Source organism: Maribellus sediminis, assembly GCF_011799805.1.
Lineage (GTDB): Bacteria > Bacteroidota > Bacteroidia > Bacteroidales > Prolixibacteraceae > Draconibacterium > Draconibacterium sediminis_A.
Genome location: NZ_WXUB01000002.1, coordinates 245,223 through 263,243, shown reverse-complemented (window position 1 = coordinate 263,243; position 18,021 = coordinate 245,223). Strand labels below are relative to the sequence as shown.

Below are 18,021 nucleotides of genomic sequence, written 5' to 3'. Positions count from 1 at the left end.
CTAAAAGCTAAAGAAAAATGAAGAAACTATTGATTATTGCCGTTGCTTTGCTGATTGGTGTTGCTGCCAATCCGCTGTATGCACAGAAAAAAGAAAACAAGGTGGTTTGTTTTAAAAGCAATATGGATTGCAGCAACTGCGAACAAACCATTAGCGATTACCTTAAATTCGAGAAGGGAGTGAAAGACCTGAAGGTAGATCATGTTACAAACACCATTAAAGTGGAATATAATGACGGAAAGAATACCGATGAAGGTTTGGCCAAGGCAATTGAGAAAAAGGGCTATAAAGCTGAAAAAATCAGTACCGGGGAATACGAAAAGATTGTTGCTGCCAGTGCACATGGCCACGAACATGGCAGTGAACAGCATAAAGACCGGACACAGAATTAAACTAACTTAGTTGTTAGTAATATTATTTGAAACGGACCGGGCAATAATTGTCCGGTCCGTTTTGTTTTAAGAATAACGGAAACAAAAAACTAAAAAGGCACCCAACTGGGTGCCTTTCCGGGAATGTGTAACCTGTTATTCTTCAATAGAAACAACAGGGCTGTCCTCTTCCTCCAAGCTTTTATTGAATTGCAAAAGACCACCTGCAAAACGTTAATTCCTTATAATGCTTATAGTTCATGCCGAGGTCCTGTCTGTTTTTTGGTTTATCTGCTGAAACGGGCTTCTGTTTGGGAATTCAGAAACGTGTTATCAGGTTATTTTAATTTTTGTTAATTAAAGTTAGGCTTTTCATTGTTTCGAGTCAAGTTTAAAAAACATGTTATCGAACAAGCGTTCATGATAAAGCAATTACATGACCTCTTCTTTCTTAACAAACCGAATTGATTCAAAAAGAAATCAAACCAATTTCTAATTAGTATGTTTCTATTTTCGAAATCTGTGAAATCATGAATCCAAAAATTGATACCTACCTGGAAGACGGTTGCGGCCGCTGTTCGTTCTACAAAACGCCCGAATGTAAAGTAAACAGCTGGCAGGAAGAATTGAAATTGCTGCGAAGCATTGTTCTCAGCTGTGGCCTCACCGAAGAATTCAAATGGAAACAACCCTGCTATACCTGGAAAGGCAATAATGTATTATTGGTTACAGCATTCAAAGAGTATGCAGCAATCGCATTCTTTAAAGGTTCGTTATTAAAGGACTCGAACAATTTACTGGCAAAACCCGGTGAAAATTCGCAGGCCACGCGCCAGTTTCGGTTTACGAGTGTTGCTGATATCAGGAAACTGGAGGCCGATATCAAAGCCTATGTCTACGAAGCCATCGAAGTGGAAAAGGCCGGATTAAAAGTAAGCTTTAAAAAAGAATCGGAGCCTTTGCCTGAAGAGCTACTGAATAAGTTTTCTGAAATGCCCGAATTGCAATCGGCTTTCGAAGTCCTGACTCCTGGCCGGCAACGTGGCTATATTCTTTTTTTCTCGGCACCAAAACAATCAAAAACACGTGAAGCAAGAATTGAAAAACACATTTCCGATATTCTAAACGGGAAGGGTATTCACGATCGGTAGTATTCTTACCCAATAAAAAAACGTTACCAATGTTTACTATTTCCCTTTTTCGGTATTCAATCGTTGGTTTAAGTTTAGCTTTGTATAAAGAATACGCCCATGCAGTTAAAACAGCGGTTCAATAACTTCCCGTTTAATCCATCAAAAATCCCATTCTTTTACGGTTGGGTGGTGGTATTTGCCGCTACCATTGGTGTATTGTTCAGTGCCCCGGGCCAAACAACCGGCGTAGCTACATTCACCGATTACCTGATTGAAAACATCGGCATCAGCCGCGACCAGATCAGTACTGCCTATATGTTCGGGACCATTGGAAGTTCGTTTATTCTTACCTATGCCGGGCAACTTTACGACAAATACGGAGCACGTTGGGTGGGGATGGCCGTAGCATTGCTCATGGGATTTGTACTGGTGCTTTTCAGTCAATCCGATCGCATTATAAAAGCCATCGTTCCACAGCATTCAAGTGCTTATGTAAGTGTGGCTATTGCCACCTGCATCCTGTTCTTTTTCATGCTGCGTTTTTCGGGCCAGGGAGTTATAACCATGGTTTCGCGGAACATGCTGATGAAGTGGTTTATTGCCCGCAGGGGGCTGGTAAACGGTATCTCATCGGTATTTGTTTCGTTGGGCTTTTCAATAGCTCCCCTGAGTTTCGATTTACTCATTGAAGGTACTTCGTGGCGCTGGGCCTGGTTGTTAATGGCGATGGGAATCGGAATTGGTTTCTTCTTATTTGTTTTTATCTTTTTCCGCGACAACCCGGAAGATTGCGACCAGATTCCCGACGGCGAACAGCATGGCAACAAAGAACGCGATGTGATTATCAGACCATTCAAACAGTTTACTTTAAAAGAAGCCCGCAGCGGACTTACTTTCTGGTTGTTTGTGCTACCGATAGCCATTTATGCCATGTTTATAACCGGTTATGTATTTCATTTGGTTTCGGTATTTGCTGAAGCCGACATCGACAAGGATAAGGCACTCTCGGTGTTTATTCCTATTTCTCTGATTTCGGTTACCCTCGCATTTGCAGGAGGTTGGATAAGTGATAAAATTAAATTGCAATATTTACTGTTCTTGATGCTTGCAGGAATGATCGTTGCACTTATTTCTCTGGCTCGTATCAACCACGGATTCTATTACTACGCATTCATCATCGGGAGTAGTATTCCGAGTGGAATGTATAATGTGTTGCTTTCGGTAACCTGGCCACGTTTTTATGGCCGCGATCACCTCGGTAAAATCACCGGTTTTGTAATGGCGATAATTGTGTTTGCCAGTGCACTGGGGCCGATTCTTTTTAGTTTGTCGCACTCACATTTCGGAACGTATTCGCACGCCAGCTACCTGCTTCTCATAGCAATACTTATCCTGTCGGCGCTGGCTTATAAAGCGCATAATCCGCAGGATAAATATGAAAGTGAAAGGACAGGCGATTAAAGACCCGAAAGGCTTTTGTTTCTCCCTGTTTCGTTTAACTTTGTGTATTTCGAGTCTAATTTGAATGATCATGAAGAAATTTCTTGTTTTAACTATACTGATAGCACAGGTAGTACTGTTTTCCTGTCAACCAAAAGAGAAAAAGCTGCCTCGTGTAGCCATTGCCGGACTGGCCATTGAATCGAGCACGTTTTCGCCTGCTCAATCGGATATAGATGCTTTTCAGGCACGCAGGGGTGACGAGATTTTTTCATATTATCCGTTTATGGCCGACACTGCCCCCGACCGCAGCCGTGCCGAGTGGTTTCCAACATTGCGCGGCCATGCAATACCTGGCGGAATAGTAACGCGCGAAGCCTACGAAACGCTGGTTGGTGAAACGCTCGATCGCCTCCGTGAAAACCTGCCTTACGATGGATTGTTTTTCGATATTCATGGCGCCATGAGCGTTGTAGGACTCGACGATCCTGAAGGTGATTTTATTACGCGAATCCGCGAAGTTGTAGGGCCTGAAACCATGATTTCAACCTCAATGGATCTGCATGGAAATGTGAGTAAAACGCTCGCACGTTATTCCGATCTGATCACCTGCTACCGATTGGCACCACACGAGGACGCCCTGGAATCGAAACAACGGGCACTTGAAAATTTGTTCGATCGCATGGAAAGCGGCTTAGGCAAGCCAAAATACAAAGCCTGGATCCCGGTTCCGATACTGTTGCCGGGCGAAAAAACAAGTACCCGCATCGAACCCGGTAAAAGTTTATATGCACAGGTTCAGCCATTAACCGAACAGGAAGGTGTTATTGATGCAGCTATCTGGATTGGTTATGCCTGGGCCGACGAACCGCGAAATCATGGCGTTGTAATGGCTTATGGTGACGATAAGGAAGCCGTAAGTTTTGCAGCCGAACAACTGGCAAATAGTTTCTGGAATGTTCGCAATGAATTTGAGTTTGTAGCCCCTGTCGCCTCGCTTGAGGAATGTTTGGATACAGCTATTGCTTTCAAAGGACAACCTTTTATAATCAGCGACATGGGCGATAATCCAACCGCAGGAGGTGCCGGTGATGTCACCTGGACCTTGACAGAAATTTTGAAACATAAAGCATTCAGTAGCGAAAACGGACCATCGTTAATTTATGCTTCTATTCCGGGGCCTGACCTGGTGGCTAAAGCTGTTCAAGCTGGTGTTGGAGGAAAAGTTAGTGGATATGTTGGCGCAATCGTTGACGACCGCTTTGCTCCACCATTAAAACTCACTGGTACCGTAAAAGCAATAAAGCAAGGCGACAAAAATGCCGAAACCGAAGTCGTGGTTCAGGCCGGCAGTGTTCAGGTAATCGTTACCAAAAAACGAAAACCTTATCACTACGAAAAAGATTTCACTGACCTGGGACTGAACCCAAGGAAAACCGATATAGTAGTTGTAAAAATTGGCTATCTGGTACCGGAATTATACAACATGCGCGCAGGCTGGCTGATGGCACTGACACCGGGAGGTGTTGATCAGGACCTGGAGCGACTGGGCTACAAAAGAATCAATCGGCCAATGTTTCCGCTCGATAAAGACATGACGGATCCCGACCTGAATGCGCAGCTTATACCACTGGCCGATGAAGCACTGAAGTGAATTATAAATGAAGATTAACGAAGGATGAATGTAGAAGTATTATTTTTTAACTTTGAATACATGATTAAGAATCATTAATCTTCTCAAATCATAGCTGAAACCAACTAAAACCTGAAATAAAATGAAAAAACTTCAATTGGCAGTCTTACTCGCTTTTCTGATAGGACTTATTTCCTGTAACACCCAAGCTCCGGTAGGAGAGTGGCAAAGTATATTCGATGGCGAATCGTTGAATGGCTGGCAAAAAGCCGCCGAAAATCCCGAAAGCATAAGCGTTGAGGACGGAATGATAAAATGTTCGGGCAAACGTTCGCATCTGTTTTACAAAGGCGATTATAAAAATTTTGAGTTTGAAGCTGAAATTAAGGCGCAGGAACATTCCAATTCAGGCGTTTTTATTCATACTGAATACCAAAGTGAAGGCTGGCCGGCTAAAGGTTACGAGATACAGGTAAACAACTCTTTTCGTGGCTCGGAAGAACATCCTGAACTAAGAAAGACGGCGAGTGTATACAATATTCGAAACATTTATTACCCACTGGCCGGAGACGACGAATGGTTTACGATGCGAATAAAAGTGGTGGAAAATTTCGTCGAGGTTTTTGTAAACGATGTGAAGGTAAATGAGTACACCGAACCGGAAGATCCATGGCGATGGGAAGGCGGTGAAAACATTAGATTGAGTCATGGCACGGTTGCTTTACAGGCGCATGATCCGGGAAGTACAGTTTATTTCCGGAACCTTCGTATTAAAGCTTTACCCGATGGCGAACGCAAAAAAGTGGATGATTTGGAGTGGGATACCAAAGTGACCAAATTAATGCGGGCCGGATTTCCATTAGTCGATTACCACGTGCATTTAAAGGGCGGATTAACGCTGGAAGATTGTGTGGCCAATTCACAAAAAACGGGAATTAATTACGGCATTGCACCCAATTGCGGGCTGCATTTCCCGGTAACCGACGACGAATCACTTTATTCTTACATGGAAGAAGTAAAAGGAAGCCCCACTTTCAAAGGAATGCAAGCCGAGGGCAGGGAGTGGATTACTTTATTTTCGCCGGAAGCTGTGGCCAAATTTGATTATGTATTTACCGACGCCATGACTTTTACCGACAGGAAAGGCCGTAGAAACCGTATTTGGATACCCGAAGAAGTTTGGGTGGATGACAAACAACAATTCATGGATGATTTGGTGGCCAAGATTGAGGCCATATTTTCACAGGAACCGGTTGATATTTACGTGAATCCAACGGTTTTACCCGCCTCGCTGATGCCCGAATACGAAACACTCTGGACAAAAGAAAGAATGGAAAGGGTAGTGAAAGTACTGGCCGATAATGGAATTGCATTGGAGATTAACGCAAGGTATAAAACGCCAAATGCTGAAATGATTAAAATGGCCAAAGCAGCCGGAGTTAAATTCACTTTCGGAACAAATAACGTAACCCATGAATTGGGAAAACTGGATTATTGCCTGCAAATGCTCGAAGAATGTGAACTGGAACCGAATGATATGTTCGAAATCAAACCCAATTCATTAAAACCGGTTATTGTAAAAGGTCTGCCGGCTAAAATAACGGGGTAATTCATAATGTGACATTTCAGAAGAATTCCACCTTTTGTTTGTAATCGGAGAGAATGCTTTTCTTTTCGATGGCCATCATAATAATTTCAATACATTGTGTTGTTGTAAAAGTTGCGCGGTTAATGGTCATATCAAAGTTATCATCCTGCGAATCGCCTGCCTTAATAGCCTTGCGAAAAGCATCGCGTTCTTTTTCAACACGGTCAATAAATTTAATGGCATCATTACGGCTCAACTTATTGTTTTCCATAATGTTTGCAACACGGTAGTCGAGTGGTGCCGTTAAACGAAGGTGAAAAGCATTTTTAATATCGCCGGCAATTATATGGCTGGCGCGGCCCACAATAATATTAAAGCCGTCTACTGCAAGCGAATGAATTACATCGCGAACTGTATTCGATATCTTCGCTTCGCTTTTATAACGCTTTTCGCCAAAGGCTGTAAGGATTTGTTCAAAAGTGTATTTATCGGCTTTTTTGAACATGCGTTGAACCTTTTCCGGTTCAAGGTTCAATTCCTGTGCACTTTTATAAAACACTTCCTTGCTCAACACTTTCCACTCGGTAAACATGCGTTGTTGGTTTAAATGCGCTGCAAGTTCGCGGGCCAGAGGCAGACCGTTGCAACCTACTTCTCTCGAAATAGTGATTACCGGACCGGCCGGCCCTTTTGCGACTTTGTGAAAGGAGTTTGATTCTTCCAGTCGCTTATTCAGGTAATTTAAAAGGGCGTTTCCCATGGCGCAGTTTTTTAAAGTTCAGTTTAATTTACGAGGCAATTACCTTTTGGTTATGTTTTACAGAAAATATTTTAGCGATAAATACATTCGCATTATCAGTTGAAAATTTTATAGTTGTTAATTAGCCTTAAATTCGGGGAGGAATGACATGCATCATCGAATATTCAGCAGGATATTTCTAATTTCATGCCCGGTTTTGAATATGAACAAAACTGAACGAGTATTGTAATTTCAATTATCATCAAAATAAAGAAGTAATATGTTCGATAAAAATACTTATACAAACCGACGTAAAGCATTAAAAGAAAAAGGATTAAGCGGAATTGGCATCATTACCGGAAATGGTGAAGCCCCCATGAATTACCTCGATAATACTTATCATTATCGCCAGGACAGTAATTTCCTGTATTTTTTCGGACTTGATTTCCCGGGATTGATCGGTGTTATAGATTTCGAAAGTGGAGAAGATTTTATTTTTGGCGATGATTTTGAAATCGATGACATTATCTGGACTGGACCACAAGTCACATTAAAGGAAAATGCCGCAAAAGTGGGAGTAGAAAAAACCGCGCCTTTTGCAAAAGTTTTCGATCTGGTGCGCGATGCTCAGCAAAAAGGCCGAAAAGTACATTTCCTGCCGCCATACCGTGGAGACAACAAAATATTGCTCGAGAAATTGACCGGCTTGTCCGCTTTATCAATCAATGCACATGCTTCCCTCGATTTTGTAAAGGCTGTAATTTCTTTGCGTGAGGTTAAAGAAGACCAGGAAGTTACTGAAATTGAAAAGGCCTGTGCAATTGGTTACGACATGCACGTTGCTGCTATGAAAATGGCACATCCGGGAGTTTGGGAACAAAAAATAGCAGGTACTATTGAAGGAATTGCTATTGCCGGAGGATCGATGACTGCATTCCCCATTATTTTGTCACAAAACGGCGAAACACTACATAACCATAATCATTCACAATACCTCGAAAAAGGCAGGCTCATCATTACCGATGCCGGTGCTGAATCTGCAATGCACTATGCCAGCGATTTTACACGCACAACGCCGGTAGGGGGAATATTCACCCAAAAGCAGCGCGAGATATACGAAATAGTCCTGGCCGCCAACAACAAAGCCACTGAGCTAACTAAACCGGGCGTAACCTATTTATCGGTTCACCTGGCTGCGGCAGAAGTTATTGCTTCAGGTTTGATTGATCTTGGGTTGTTAAAAGGCAATGTAAAAGAAGTTGTTGAGAACGGAGCTCACGCTCTGTTTTTCCCGCACGGACTCGGCCATATGATGGGGCTCGATGTTCACGACATGGAAGATCTGGGACAGATTTATGTGGGTTACGACGATGAAATCCGTCCGGTTGATCAGTTTGGCACAGCGGCTCTGCGACTTGGAAAACGCCTGAAACCAGGTTATGTAATCACCAACGAACCAGGATGTTATTTTATTCCGGCACTGATTGACAAATGGCAGGCCGAAGGCATTAACAAAGACTTCATCAATTTTGATAAGGTGAATGAATACCGTGGATTTGGCGGCGTCAGGTTAGAAGACGATATCCTGGTAACTGAAACAGGAAGTCGGATTCTTGGAAAGCGTATCCCGATAACTCCTGAAGAAGTTGAAGCAACGGTAAACAGCAAATAAAGCATTGCAAAATATATAGTAGGAATACTGTATACATAATTAATAAAAAAGAGCGTTTAACAGACGCTCTTTTTTATTATTCGATAATAGAAATATTCCAGTTCTGTCATAAGTTCATCCCTTACTTCTCGACATTTTTCCCGGATTTCGTCGTGCGATTTCGAGTTTTTATAAGGGCTGTGAAACCCCAGGTGAAGTTTACGTTCGTATTGTATTTCCGGGATTTCCAGCTCTTCCTGTGTCCCTTCGCCAACTGTAATCAGAAAATCAAAAGAATGTACTTTAATTTCCTCCACCGTTTTGGGCAAACCGGGCTGTAGATCAATGCCAATTTCCTGCATCACTTCAATGGCTATCGGACTAACATGATCGGCCGGATCGATACCTGCTGAATAAATTTCAAGATCGCTATCGAAACTTCGCAAAATTGCTTCTGCCATCTGGCTCCGGCATGAATTTCGTTCGCTTAAGAAAAATACACTTACCCCATTTTTCCACTGGTTTTACTGTTATTGAATGGAAAAGATAAGTAAAAATTGAAGCTCAAAATATGCTGAAAGTCCTGCTTAAATAACTATGGCAATGTTTTGGAGCATAATCAGGAGCAACATAATATTTTAATGCAGCAATCAGTTTTTGTTAAAAATACCTCAAAATGAAGATATTAGAGTTACCGATCCAGAAGATTATCAGCTACAAATAATTGAAAATCAAAACAAAATAGACAATTGCCTTTTTATTTCAGGCTAAAAATTGAGTATTACTGCGCTTTTGCCTATTTTCGTAGAGAATTGAATGACAATGTACACCATTCTAAAATGGTAAAATAAACTGCGTATGGAACCTAAAGATCTAAAAAACTCTGACGAGTTAAAAAGTCCGGAAAAGGAGGACCTTAAGAAAGAGAACGTAACAAAACCGGTTACTGAAGAAGTAAAAAAAGAAGAACCGGTTCAAGCGGAACCAGCACCCGAACAAGAAAAAGAGAAAGAAGAAGCGGTGAAAACCACCGCATCAGATAAAATTCCGATCGACACGGTACCGGAATCAGTTCCGGTGATTGAGGCTATTTCTGAAGAAAAAACGCCTGCGCCTAAAAAGGCAAAAAAGGATGTTGAGGAAGAAGAAACAAGTGAGAAAACAGTGCCAATCGACACAGTCCCTGAATCTGTTCCTGTAATTGAAGAAGTAGCTGAGGAAGAAGCTCCTGCACCAAAAAAGGAAAAGAAAGAGGTGGTGACTGAAACAACAGCCGAAAATACAGTTCCAATCGATACTGTTCCTGAATCAGTTCCGGTAATTGAGGATGAAGTAGTAGAAGAAAATCCTGCACCAAAAAAGGAAAAGAAAGAGGAAGCGACTGAAGCATCAGCCGAAAATACGGTTCCAATCGATACTGTTCCTGAATCAGTTCCGGTAATTGAGGATGAAGTAGCAGAAGAAACTCCTGCGCCGAAAAAGGAAAAAGAAGAGGAAAAGAAAGAAGCATCCAAAGAGAAAACAGTTCCTATTGATACGGTACCTGAATCTGTTCCTGTAATTGAAGAAGCAACGAAGGAAGATACTCCTGAGGATACAAAAGAAAAGGATGTTTCAGAGGAGGCGCCCAAAAAGGAAAAAAAGGTTGAAGAGAAAGTTGACTACACAAAATTCTCTCAAATCGAGCTGGTAAATGCCATGCGCGATGTTTTGGGTGAAAGCGACGATCGTGATGTAAAAGCCGATGTCGACGCCATGAAGGCTGCCTTCTACAAAAATATGAAAGACGCAGTTGAGGAAGCTAAAAAGCAGTTTATAGAAGCGGGTGGGGCAGAAGAAGATTTTGTTGAAGAAGAAGATCCATACGAAAACGACATAAAAGACCTGCTGAAAGAATACCGTCAGATTCGGATTGAGTACAGTAAGAAACATGAGCAGGAAAAAGAAGAAAACCTCGCAAAAAAATACGAGGTAATCGAAAAAATAAAAGGATTAATCAATAACGAAGAATCGATCAATAAAACCTTTAACGAATTCAGAAGTTTGCAACAGGAATGGCGCGAAATTGGTTTGGTTCCGCAGTCGAAAATGAAAACATTGTGGGATACGTATCATTTTCATGTCGAGAATTTTTACGATTACGTAAAGATCAACCGCGAACTGCGTGATCTTGATCTGAAGAAAAACCTGGAAGCCAAAATAAAGTTGTGCGAAAAAGCCGAAGAATTGTTGTTGGATTCATCCATTATCAGGGCTTTTAATACGCTACAAAAATACCACGAACAGTGGCGCGAGATCGGACCTGTTCCGCGCGAACAAAAAGACGATATCTGGGAGCGTTTTAAAGCTGCAACAACTAAAATCAATAAAAAGCACCAGGAATTTTTCGAAGAGCGTAAACAGGAACAAAAAAATAACCTGGATGCCAAAACCGCACTTTGCGAGAAAGTTGAAGCAATCAAAATCGACGAAATAGACTCGCACAAGGAATGGGATAAACATTCGAAAGAACTTGTTGAATTACAGAAAGTTTGGCGCACAATTGGCTTTGCTCCACGCAAGGATAACAACCGGATTTATGATCGTTTCCGTTCTGCCTGTGATCGCTTTTTTGATGCTAAACGTGCCTTTTATTCCAAAAATAAAGAAGAGCAGCAGAATAACCTGCAGCTGAAAATTGATCTTTGTGTTCAGGCAGAATCGTTGAAAGACAGCAACGATTGGAAGAAAACCACACAGGATTTGATTGAAATTCAGAAAAAATGGAAGGAGATAGGTCCGGTACCGCGCAAACAGTCCGACAGTATCTGGAAACGCTTCCGCACTGCCTGTGATTATTTCTTTGATAAGAAATCGGAACATTTCTCTGAAATGGATACTGAACAGGTTGATAACCTGAAATTAAAAGAAGATCTAATTGAGGAGATTAAGAACTTCAAGTCTTCTAAAGATGTGGAAAATAATCTTGACAGACTGAAGGAATTTCAACGTCGCTGGGCCGAAATAGGCCATGTTCCTTTTAAAAAGAAAGACGAAATTCAGGTTAATTTCCGTGAAGCGATCAATAAATTGTATGACGACCTGAAAATTGATGATGAGCAACGTAATCTGCTTAAATTCAGGACAAAAATGACTACTTATTCTGAATCATCACGTGGTCAGAATAAAATGCGATTTGAGCGCGATAAATACATGAATAAGATGAAGCAACTGGAAAACGATCTGGTATTGTTAGACAATAATATTGGTTTCTTTGCTGAATCGAAAAATGCTGAATCGTTGATTAAAGATGTGCAGAAGAAAATAGAAATGACCAAACAGAAAATTGAATTGCTCAAGGAAAAGATCAGGGTTATTGATGAAGTAGACGAAAATGAGTAAAAGAATACAAGCCGGTTTTAAACCGGCTTTTTTTATGCCTGGTTCAACGACTAAATGCACGAATATTCATAACGAGCGAGAATCGCATAAAAAAATATTTATGTGCGGTTGTACAGAAAAACAAAATCTCGATGCGTTTAGTATTTGATTTTTTTTCAATTCTATCAATGAAGGAAATGTATTATCTGAAAATTGTTTTAAAGTACATTCTATTAACTTTTCATAAATCCCTTGCGATATTCAACAGTTACTGCCAAATATCTGATTTTAGGAAAACAGCGGAGTCAGACATAAATTGGGATATAAAAACCTTAATAAAATCCAATCTCTGACAAGTCTTATAATTTATATTATGTTAATTTATATATATTGAAATGTTGTGGATTTTTACAGGAATAATGAAAACCGATTCCCTATTGTAAAAAGTAAAAAATGTTTATTTTTGCTATCGGTTATTTGAACAGTAAATTTTAAATAATCATTTCGGGATGTAGCGCCCGCCTGAACGAATTCTTTCGGGCAGGTAGTCCGTTAAGGACACATGGCGAGCATTCTTTGAAATATTCGGGATGTAGCGCAGTCCGGTAGCGTACGTCGTTCGGGACGACGGGGTCGCAGGTTCAAATCCTGTCATCCCGACTGAGACAAAAGTCAAAAAAACCAAAAGCCTGTAAATCAGTTGATTTGCGGGCTTTTTTATTTCTATGAAGTTAAATAACACCATTTAAAACCATCGTAAATGTGAACAAAACGGTGAACCAAAATATTTTTTGGAATTGGTTCACCGGAAACGCTTATATATCTATTATATTTATGATGGTACACTGTTTCTTTTAATCAGTACACCTTGCAAGCAATTAGAAATATGGGTATCATCGGCTTGTGCCCGTGATCCTGAGATTAATACAATGAAAAAGTTTATCCGTTTTCTTGAAAAGCGAAAAACTAACAATAAGCATAGAATATGAAGTTGTTAATTATTTCCCTTCTGTTCTTACCGTTCGTTGGGTTATCACAAATCAGCGGTGGAGATTTTCCGCGAGATACCTCTTTTAATATTCACGATACCTATCTGAAAGAACGAAAATATTACCCTTTTATCGAGCCGGTTAAGGCATTCAACATAAAGGGAGTTCAGGAAAAAAGAGATGTGGTTTATTATTCTTTTGGAAAACGAAAACTGCATGCGGATGTTTTTTATCCGTCAGACAAATCGGAAACATATCCCGGTGTAATTCTAATCCACGGAGGAGGCTGGGCATCGGGAGACAAGTCGCATCTTGTTCCGCTGGCCCAAAAACTGGCAGAACATGGTTATGTAGCTACCTGTGTTGAATACCGTCTGTCGCCCGAAGCACTATACCCGGCTGCAGTAATCGATTTGAAGACTGCAGTAAAATGGCTGAAAATTAATGCCTCGGGCTTTGGATGCGACAGTTCGCTTATTGCTGTGCTCGGCACGTCGGCAGGTGCTACATTGGCCAGTTTGCTGGCCACAACCGGCGGTAAAGCTGTTTACCCTTCGCACAAAGCGGAAGGGAATGCGGGTGATCGTGTGCAAGCGTTGGTAAACATCGACGGTGTACCTGATTTTACTACTCCATCGGAAAGTGCAAAAGACGAAGATCCGGCAAAACCTTCAGCAGGTGCACGTTGGTTTGGTGCCACCTATAAACAAAAACCGGAGCTTTGGAAGGAAGCTTCTGCCGTTAATTACGTGGATGCAGAAACACCAGCAACAATTTTCATAAATAGCAAGAATGCCCGTTTTCATGCCGGGCGAGGCGATTTTTTAAAAGTGCTCGACAGCTACGGAACCTATAACGAAGTACATAACATTCCAAAAACACCGCATCCGTTCTGGCTGTTTTATCCCTGGTTCGACGAAACCTGGCCCAAAGTGGTGAATTTCCTGGATTACGTTTTTAAAGAAGAATAATCGTTGCTATGAACGGTAGTAAAAATGCCATAACCAATTGATACAAATGAAACATCGAATTAAAATATTTCTCCTGTTCTTGACTCTCTGTTTGGCCAACCCGGCTGCCTGGTCACAACCGGTAACGATTGAAGATGCCGGGGGGTGGCTTGAATCGGTCTGGGTAAAATGGCACGCTGTAGAAGGAGCTGAAAGCTACAACGTATATGTAAGCGGAGAAGGCATTACCAATCAACAAATCGACGGACAGCTCGTTCGTGATTACGGGGCTTATTTTCGCGCCGATGCACTGGGGCTGGCACCGGGAACTTATACCTTGAAAATAATACCGGTGATTGCCGGCACTGCAGGTGAAAGCACTGAAACCGGTTCATTAATCATAACTGCCCACGACCGAACTGGTTTCGCTTTTGCAAACGAGAAAGTTCCGGGCGCCTACAAAGCCAATGGAACACCCAAAGACAATGCTGTGATTTTGTACATCACCCAGAACACAAAAAATACCATTTCGCTTGATGTAACAGGAGCAAATGCCAATCCCTGCGTGGGTTTGCAAACGATTCTTGAAGGCTTCAAGAAAGGTAAAGACAACAGGCCGCTGATTGTTCGTTTAATCGGACAAATTACCGACCTGGAATATATGGACAAAGGCGATATTGTAATTGAAAACAACAACAATCAATCAGGTTACATTACCTTCGAAGGTGTGGGTAACGACGCAGTTGCCGATGGCTGGGGAATCCGGGTAAAAAATGCCTCTAATGTTGAGATCCGGAATATTGGGTTGATGAATACCAACAGCGATGAAGGCGACGATATTGGTCTGCAACAAGAGAATGAATACATTTGGGTACATCATTGCGATCTTTTTTATGGCGATGCCGGTGGCGATGCCGACCAAGCAAAAGGCGATGGCGCCATGGATTGTAAACGGTCGACCTATGTAACTTTATCGTACAACCACTTTTGGGACACCGGCAAAAGCAACCTTTTAGGCCTTAACGAAGATACTACCGAAGGACTTTTTATAACATACCACCACAACTGGTACGATCATTCCGATTCGCGCCACCCACGTGTTCGTTTTTATTCGGCACACGTTTACAATAATTATTACGATGGAATTGCAAAGTATGGCGTAGGTTCAACTATGGGGTCGTCAGTATTTGTGGAGGCGAATTATTTCCGCAATTGCAGGTATCCGATGCTGACTTCGATGCAGGGTTCCGATGTGTTTGATGAGAACACCCAGTCGAACGACTATTCCGATATGCCTACTTTCTCGAAAGAAGATGGCGGAACCATTAAAGCCTGGAACAACTGCATGAGCGGACAACGTCGGTTTGTGCCTTACGGCGATGCTGCATATCCGAATTCAACGGTTGATTTTGACGCCTACGTGGCCGACAGCAGGGACGAAAAGATTGACAGTTCTATAAAATCAGCATATGGAAGTAACACTTACAACAACTTCGATACCAACGAAGCGGTGATGTATACGTATACTCCCGACGAACCGGAGGCAGCCAAAGAAAAAGTGATGCAATATGCGGGCCGTATGAACGGAGGCGACTTTCAGTGGACTTTCAATAATTCGGTAGATGATGCTTCGTATTCCGCAAACTCTGCTTTAAAGACTGCACTTGTCGATTACCAGACCAGCCTGATCGCAGTTATGGGCGACACGGTTACAGTAGAAGATACAACAGGAGGTGGCGGCGGAACTGGAGGTAGTGAAATAAGCGGCGATATCGTTCATAATTTTACCAAATCGGGTCTGACCAGCGACTATTTCAGCATTACCGGAAATCTTTCTGATTCGAAAGGAACAGTGGTATATGGCGGACTGACATTAACACAGTGTTTGAAGATTGAGTCGACTACCCTTATCGAATTTACAACTACTGAAGAAGCAGTTCTTACTTTAGTATTTAATGACAATTACTCTGGAAGAATTAAAGTGGATGGAACCAATTACTCGGCAACAAACGGAATTATAACACTAACCATCCCGGCAGGCTCCCATCAGATTACAAAAACCGATGTGGCCAACCTTTACCTGATCAACCTCGACCTGGCAACAGGAATTCGTGATAATGAATTATCCGGTCTGATTGTATTTCCAAATCCGGTGAATGATCAACTGACCATAAAATCCTCCCAAATAATAACCAGCGTGGGAATCTATAATTTGAATGGTGGATTGGTTAAAAAGTCAGAAGGCAATATCAAAAACATTGATGTGGGTGAGCTGAAATCAGGAAGTTATTTACTCCGGATTTTAACGAAAGAAGGAACCATTACTAAAAAAATCGTCAAGAAATAAATCACTCTTTCGGCAATGGTTTTCTTTCTCAAATTCAGGAAAAACAACTATTTGTTTCGGTTATAGTTTTTTAAAAAAAATGAGCTATAAAATGACTTCACAGCTCATTTTTTTCTTTTTGGAAATGTGACTTAGAACACAACTATTTTTTTTGCAAAAATCTGTTGTTCTGCATCTTGTACCCGTAGAATATAAATTCCTTTCTTAAGTTCATGTGCCGGAACATTCACAATTGTTCCATCTACATTTTTCTGAATGAGCAACTTGCCTGAGATATCGTAAATATCAACATTTTGTAGTGCTACTGTATGCTTAATAACCACTTCATTTACTGCCCCGTTATAGTATGCATTTATAAATGAACGTGGTGCGGAGATGGTTGGGGCGGAAGTTGGTATTCCACCCTGATTTTGGTTGTCAACAATTGTGGCTACCAATGAATTTATATACACTTCAACGTTTGGATAAACACCATCTACCGACTTCAACTGTGCATCACTCGGATCGTTTGGTAATAATCCGTTTGCTGTTTCCCAATCGTCAGGCATTCCGTCGCCATCGGAATCTGCAGGTGCATTACCCGTTTGCAAAACCGGCCAGCCTCCAACAGCATCCTGTGTATCGATTAATCCATTCGAACTACCATTGCCACCGTTGGGATAAGTTACCGTGCCCGTTGAAGCCTCGTGGGTAATTCTAATATCCACAGAATCCCGTGCCAGGCTGGCACCTACAAAATCAAGTACCCGTTCGAATGCCAGTTCAGCAGAGTGAGTAGTCACTTCTCCAGCATCATATTCAGCATCCGATTTTATATCTTCCAGTGTAACTCCGGGAGCATAAGTCGAAAATGAGGAATGCATGTTTATTCCCAACCAGTTGTCATTTGTAACTTGCGAACTGGCCGTCATATAGTTGCCATCAACGAAAAAAGTACCATAAACTCCGGCAGGTTGACTATTTGATCCATTATCCGGATAAGGTTGAAAAATCCTGGATTTATTTGAAGAAGCCGGTCCGGCTTTGTAGTAATTATTGACCATGTTGTAGCGACCTCCTTCTCCGGCATAACCGCTGTTTCCACCCCAATTATAAATCACATTATTCCTAAAATCCACCAACTCATCTTTAGGACGGTTGGAATAACGACTTCCACAAAAGCGAGGATTACGACTATCGTGATGTGCCAGCAGGTTATGATGAAAAGAAGCTCCTCGCCCGCCCCAGATTCCGCCATATCCATGTTTACCTTTTTCGTGTACTGAAATTCGCAGACTTTCAGATAGAATACTCCATTGAAGTGTGAATTCCTCGTTGTCGTAAAAGGAGGCGCACTCATCTGTCGACCAGCTCATGGAGCAATGATCAACAATAATTCTTTTATGCCGTCTGCCTCCCAACGCATCGGCTTCCTGGATGGTAACATCCCCCATTCGGAAGCGAATAAAACGAATGATCACATTGTCGGCACTGACGCTTACCGGATAGTCGCGCAAGGTAATTCCGTCACCGGGAGCAGTTTGCCCTGCAATAGTTACATCACCATGACTGATGCTCAGACTCTTTTTCAACTTTATTGTACCGGCCACTTTAAAAAGGATGATCCGGGGCCCTGACTTGCTGACAGCATAACGCAAACTGCCTGCACTATCATTGTCTTCGAGGGTAGTTACATAATAAACATTTCCCCCGCGTCCGCCAGTGGTGTATTTTCCAAAACCTTCGGCACCCGGGAAAGCCGGCACCTCGTTGCTTTGAGCAACACCACTAAAAATTCCAAATAGCATTAACAAAATGCCTCCAACTAATTTCCTCATCAC

General features: G+C 41.9%; 11 protein-coding genes, 1 tRNA gene and 1 pseudogene. 10 read left to right on the top strand and 3 right to left on the bottom strand.

Annotated elements, in window-relative coordinates:
• Positions 1 to 17: 17 nt before the first annotated feature.
• From HFD85_RS07735 to HFD85_RS07715, 5 genes are all read left to right on the top strand, one after another.
• On the top strand, positions 18 to 392 hold the full coding sequence (locus tag HFD85_RS07735; protein ID WP_167607281.1) for a heavy-metal-associated domain-containing protein: 375 nt from the start codon (positions 18 to 20) through the stop codon (positions 390 to 392).
• 509 nt (positions 393 to 901) lie between these two features.
• Complete coding sequence (locus tag HFD85_RS07730; protein WP_167607278.1) at positions 902 to 1,522, top strand: YdeI/OmpD-associated family protein; 621 nt, start codon at positions 902 to 904, stop codon at positions 1,520 to 1,522.
• Between the two features lie 99 nt (positions 1,523 to 1,621).
• Positions 1,622 to 2,965, top strand: a complete 1,344-nt coding sequence (locus tag HFD85_RS07725) for an MFS transporter (RefSeq protein ID WP_167607275.1) — start codon at positions 1,622 to 1,624, stop codon at positions 2,963 to 2,965.
• 70 nt (positions 2,966 to 3,035) lie between these two features.
• Positions 3,036 to 4,598, top strand: coding sequence for a M81 family metallopeptidase (locus tag HFD85_RS07720; protein WP_167607272.1), 1,563 nt, complete (start codon positions 3,036 to 3,038; stop codon positions 4,596 to 4,598).
• Positions 4,599 to 4,719: 121 nt separating this feature from the next.
• Complete coding sequence (locus HFD85_RS07715) at positions 4,720 to 6,186, top strand: DUF1080 domain-containing protein (RefSeq protein WP_167607269.1); 1,467 nt, start codon at positions 4,720 to 4,722, stop codon at positions 6,184 to 6,186.
• A gap of 16 nt (positions 6,187 to 6,202) precedes the next feature.
• Here the strand turns inward: HFD85_RS07715 and HFD85_RS07710 are convergent, their stop codons facing one another.
• Positions 6,203 to 6,925 carry a cytidylate kinase-like family protein gene (locus tag HFD85_RS07710; RefSeq protein ID WP_167607266.1) on the bottom strand — a complete coding sequence of 241 codons (723 nt, stop codon included), beginning with the start codon at positions 6,923 to 6,925 and terminating at the stop codon, positions 6,203 to 6,205.
• Positions 6,926 to 7,184: 259 nt separating this feature from the next.
• On the opposite strand from HFD85_RS07710, the gene HFD85_RS07705 reads away from it, so the two are divergent.
• Complete coding sequence (locus tag HFD85_RS07705; RefSeq protein ID WP_167607263.1) at positions 7,185 to 8,576, top strand: aminopeptidase P family protein; 1,392 nt, start codon at positions 7,185 to 7,187, stop codon at positions 8,574 to 8,576.
• Between the two features lie 56 nt (positions 8,577 to 8,632).
• On the opposite strand, the pseudogene HFD85_RS07700 reads toward HFD85_RS07705, so the two are convergent.
• A pseudogene (locus HFD85_RS07700) lies at positions 8,633 to 9,043 on the bottom strand (arsenate reductase/protein-tyrosine-phosphatase family protein); the annotation flags it as partial.
• Between the two features lie 370 nt (positions 9,044 to 9,413).
• Here HFD85_RS07700 and HFD85_RS07695 point away from each other — a divergent pair.
• From HFD85_RS07695 to HFD85_RS07680, 4 genes are all read left to right on the top strand, one after another.
• Positions 9,414 to 11,936, top strand: a complete 2,523-nt coding sequence (locus HFD85_RS07695; RefSeq protein ID WP_167607257.1) for a DUF349 domain-containing protein — start codon at positions 9,414 to 9,416, stop codon at positions 11,934 to 11,936.
• 565 nt (positions 11,937 to 12,501) lie between these two features.
• A tRNA-Pro gene (locus tag HFD85_RS07690) sits at positions 12,502 to 12,575 on the top strand.
• Positions 12,576 to 12,900: 325 nt separating this feature from the next.
• Positions 12,901 to 13,875 (top strand): alpha/beta hydrolase, encoded by a 975-nt coding sequence (locus HFD85_RS07685; protein WP_167607254.1) that lies wholly within the window; start codon positions 12,901 to 12,903, stop codon positions 13,873 to 13,875.
• Positions 13,876 to 13,921: 46 nt separating this feature from the next.
• Positions 13,922 to 16,201: a pectate lyase family protein gene (locus tag HFD85_RS07680; protein ID WP_167607251.1), complete on the top strand. Its 2,280-nt coding sequence runs from the start codon at positions 13,922 to 13,924 to the stop codon at positions 16,199 to 16,201.
• Between the two features lie 131 nt (positions 16,202 to 16,332).
• On the opposite strand, the gene HFD85_RS07675 is transcribed toward HFD85_RS07680, so the two are convergent.
• Positions 16,333 to 18,018 (bottom strand): T9SS type A sorting domain-containing protein, encoded by a 1,686-nt coding sequence (locus tag HFD85_RS07675; RefSeq protein ID WP_167607248.1) that lies wholly within the window; start codon positions 18,016 to 18,018, stop codon positions 16,333 to 16,335.
• Between the last annotated feature and the right edge of the window lie 3 nt (positions 18,019 to 18,021).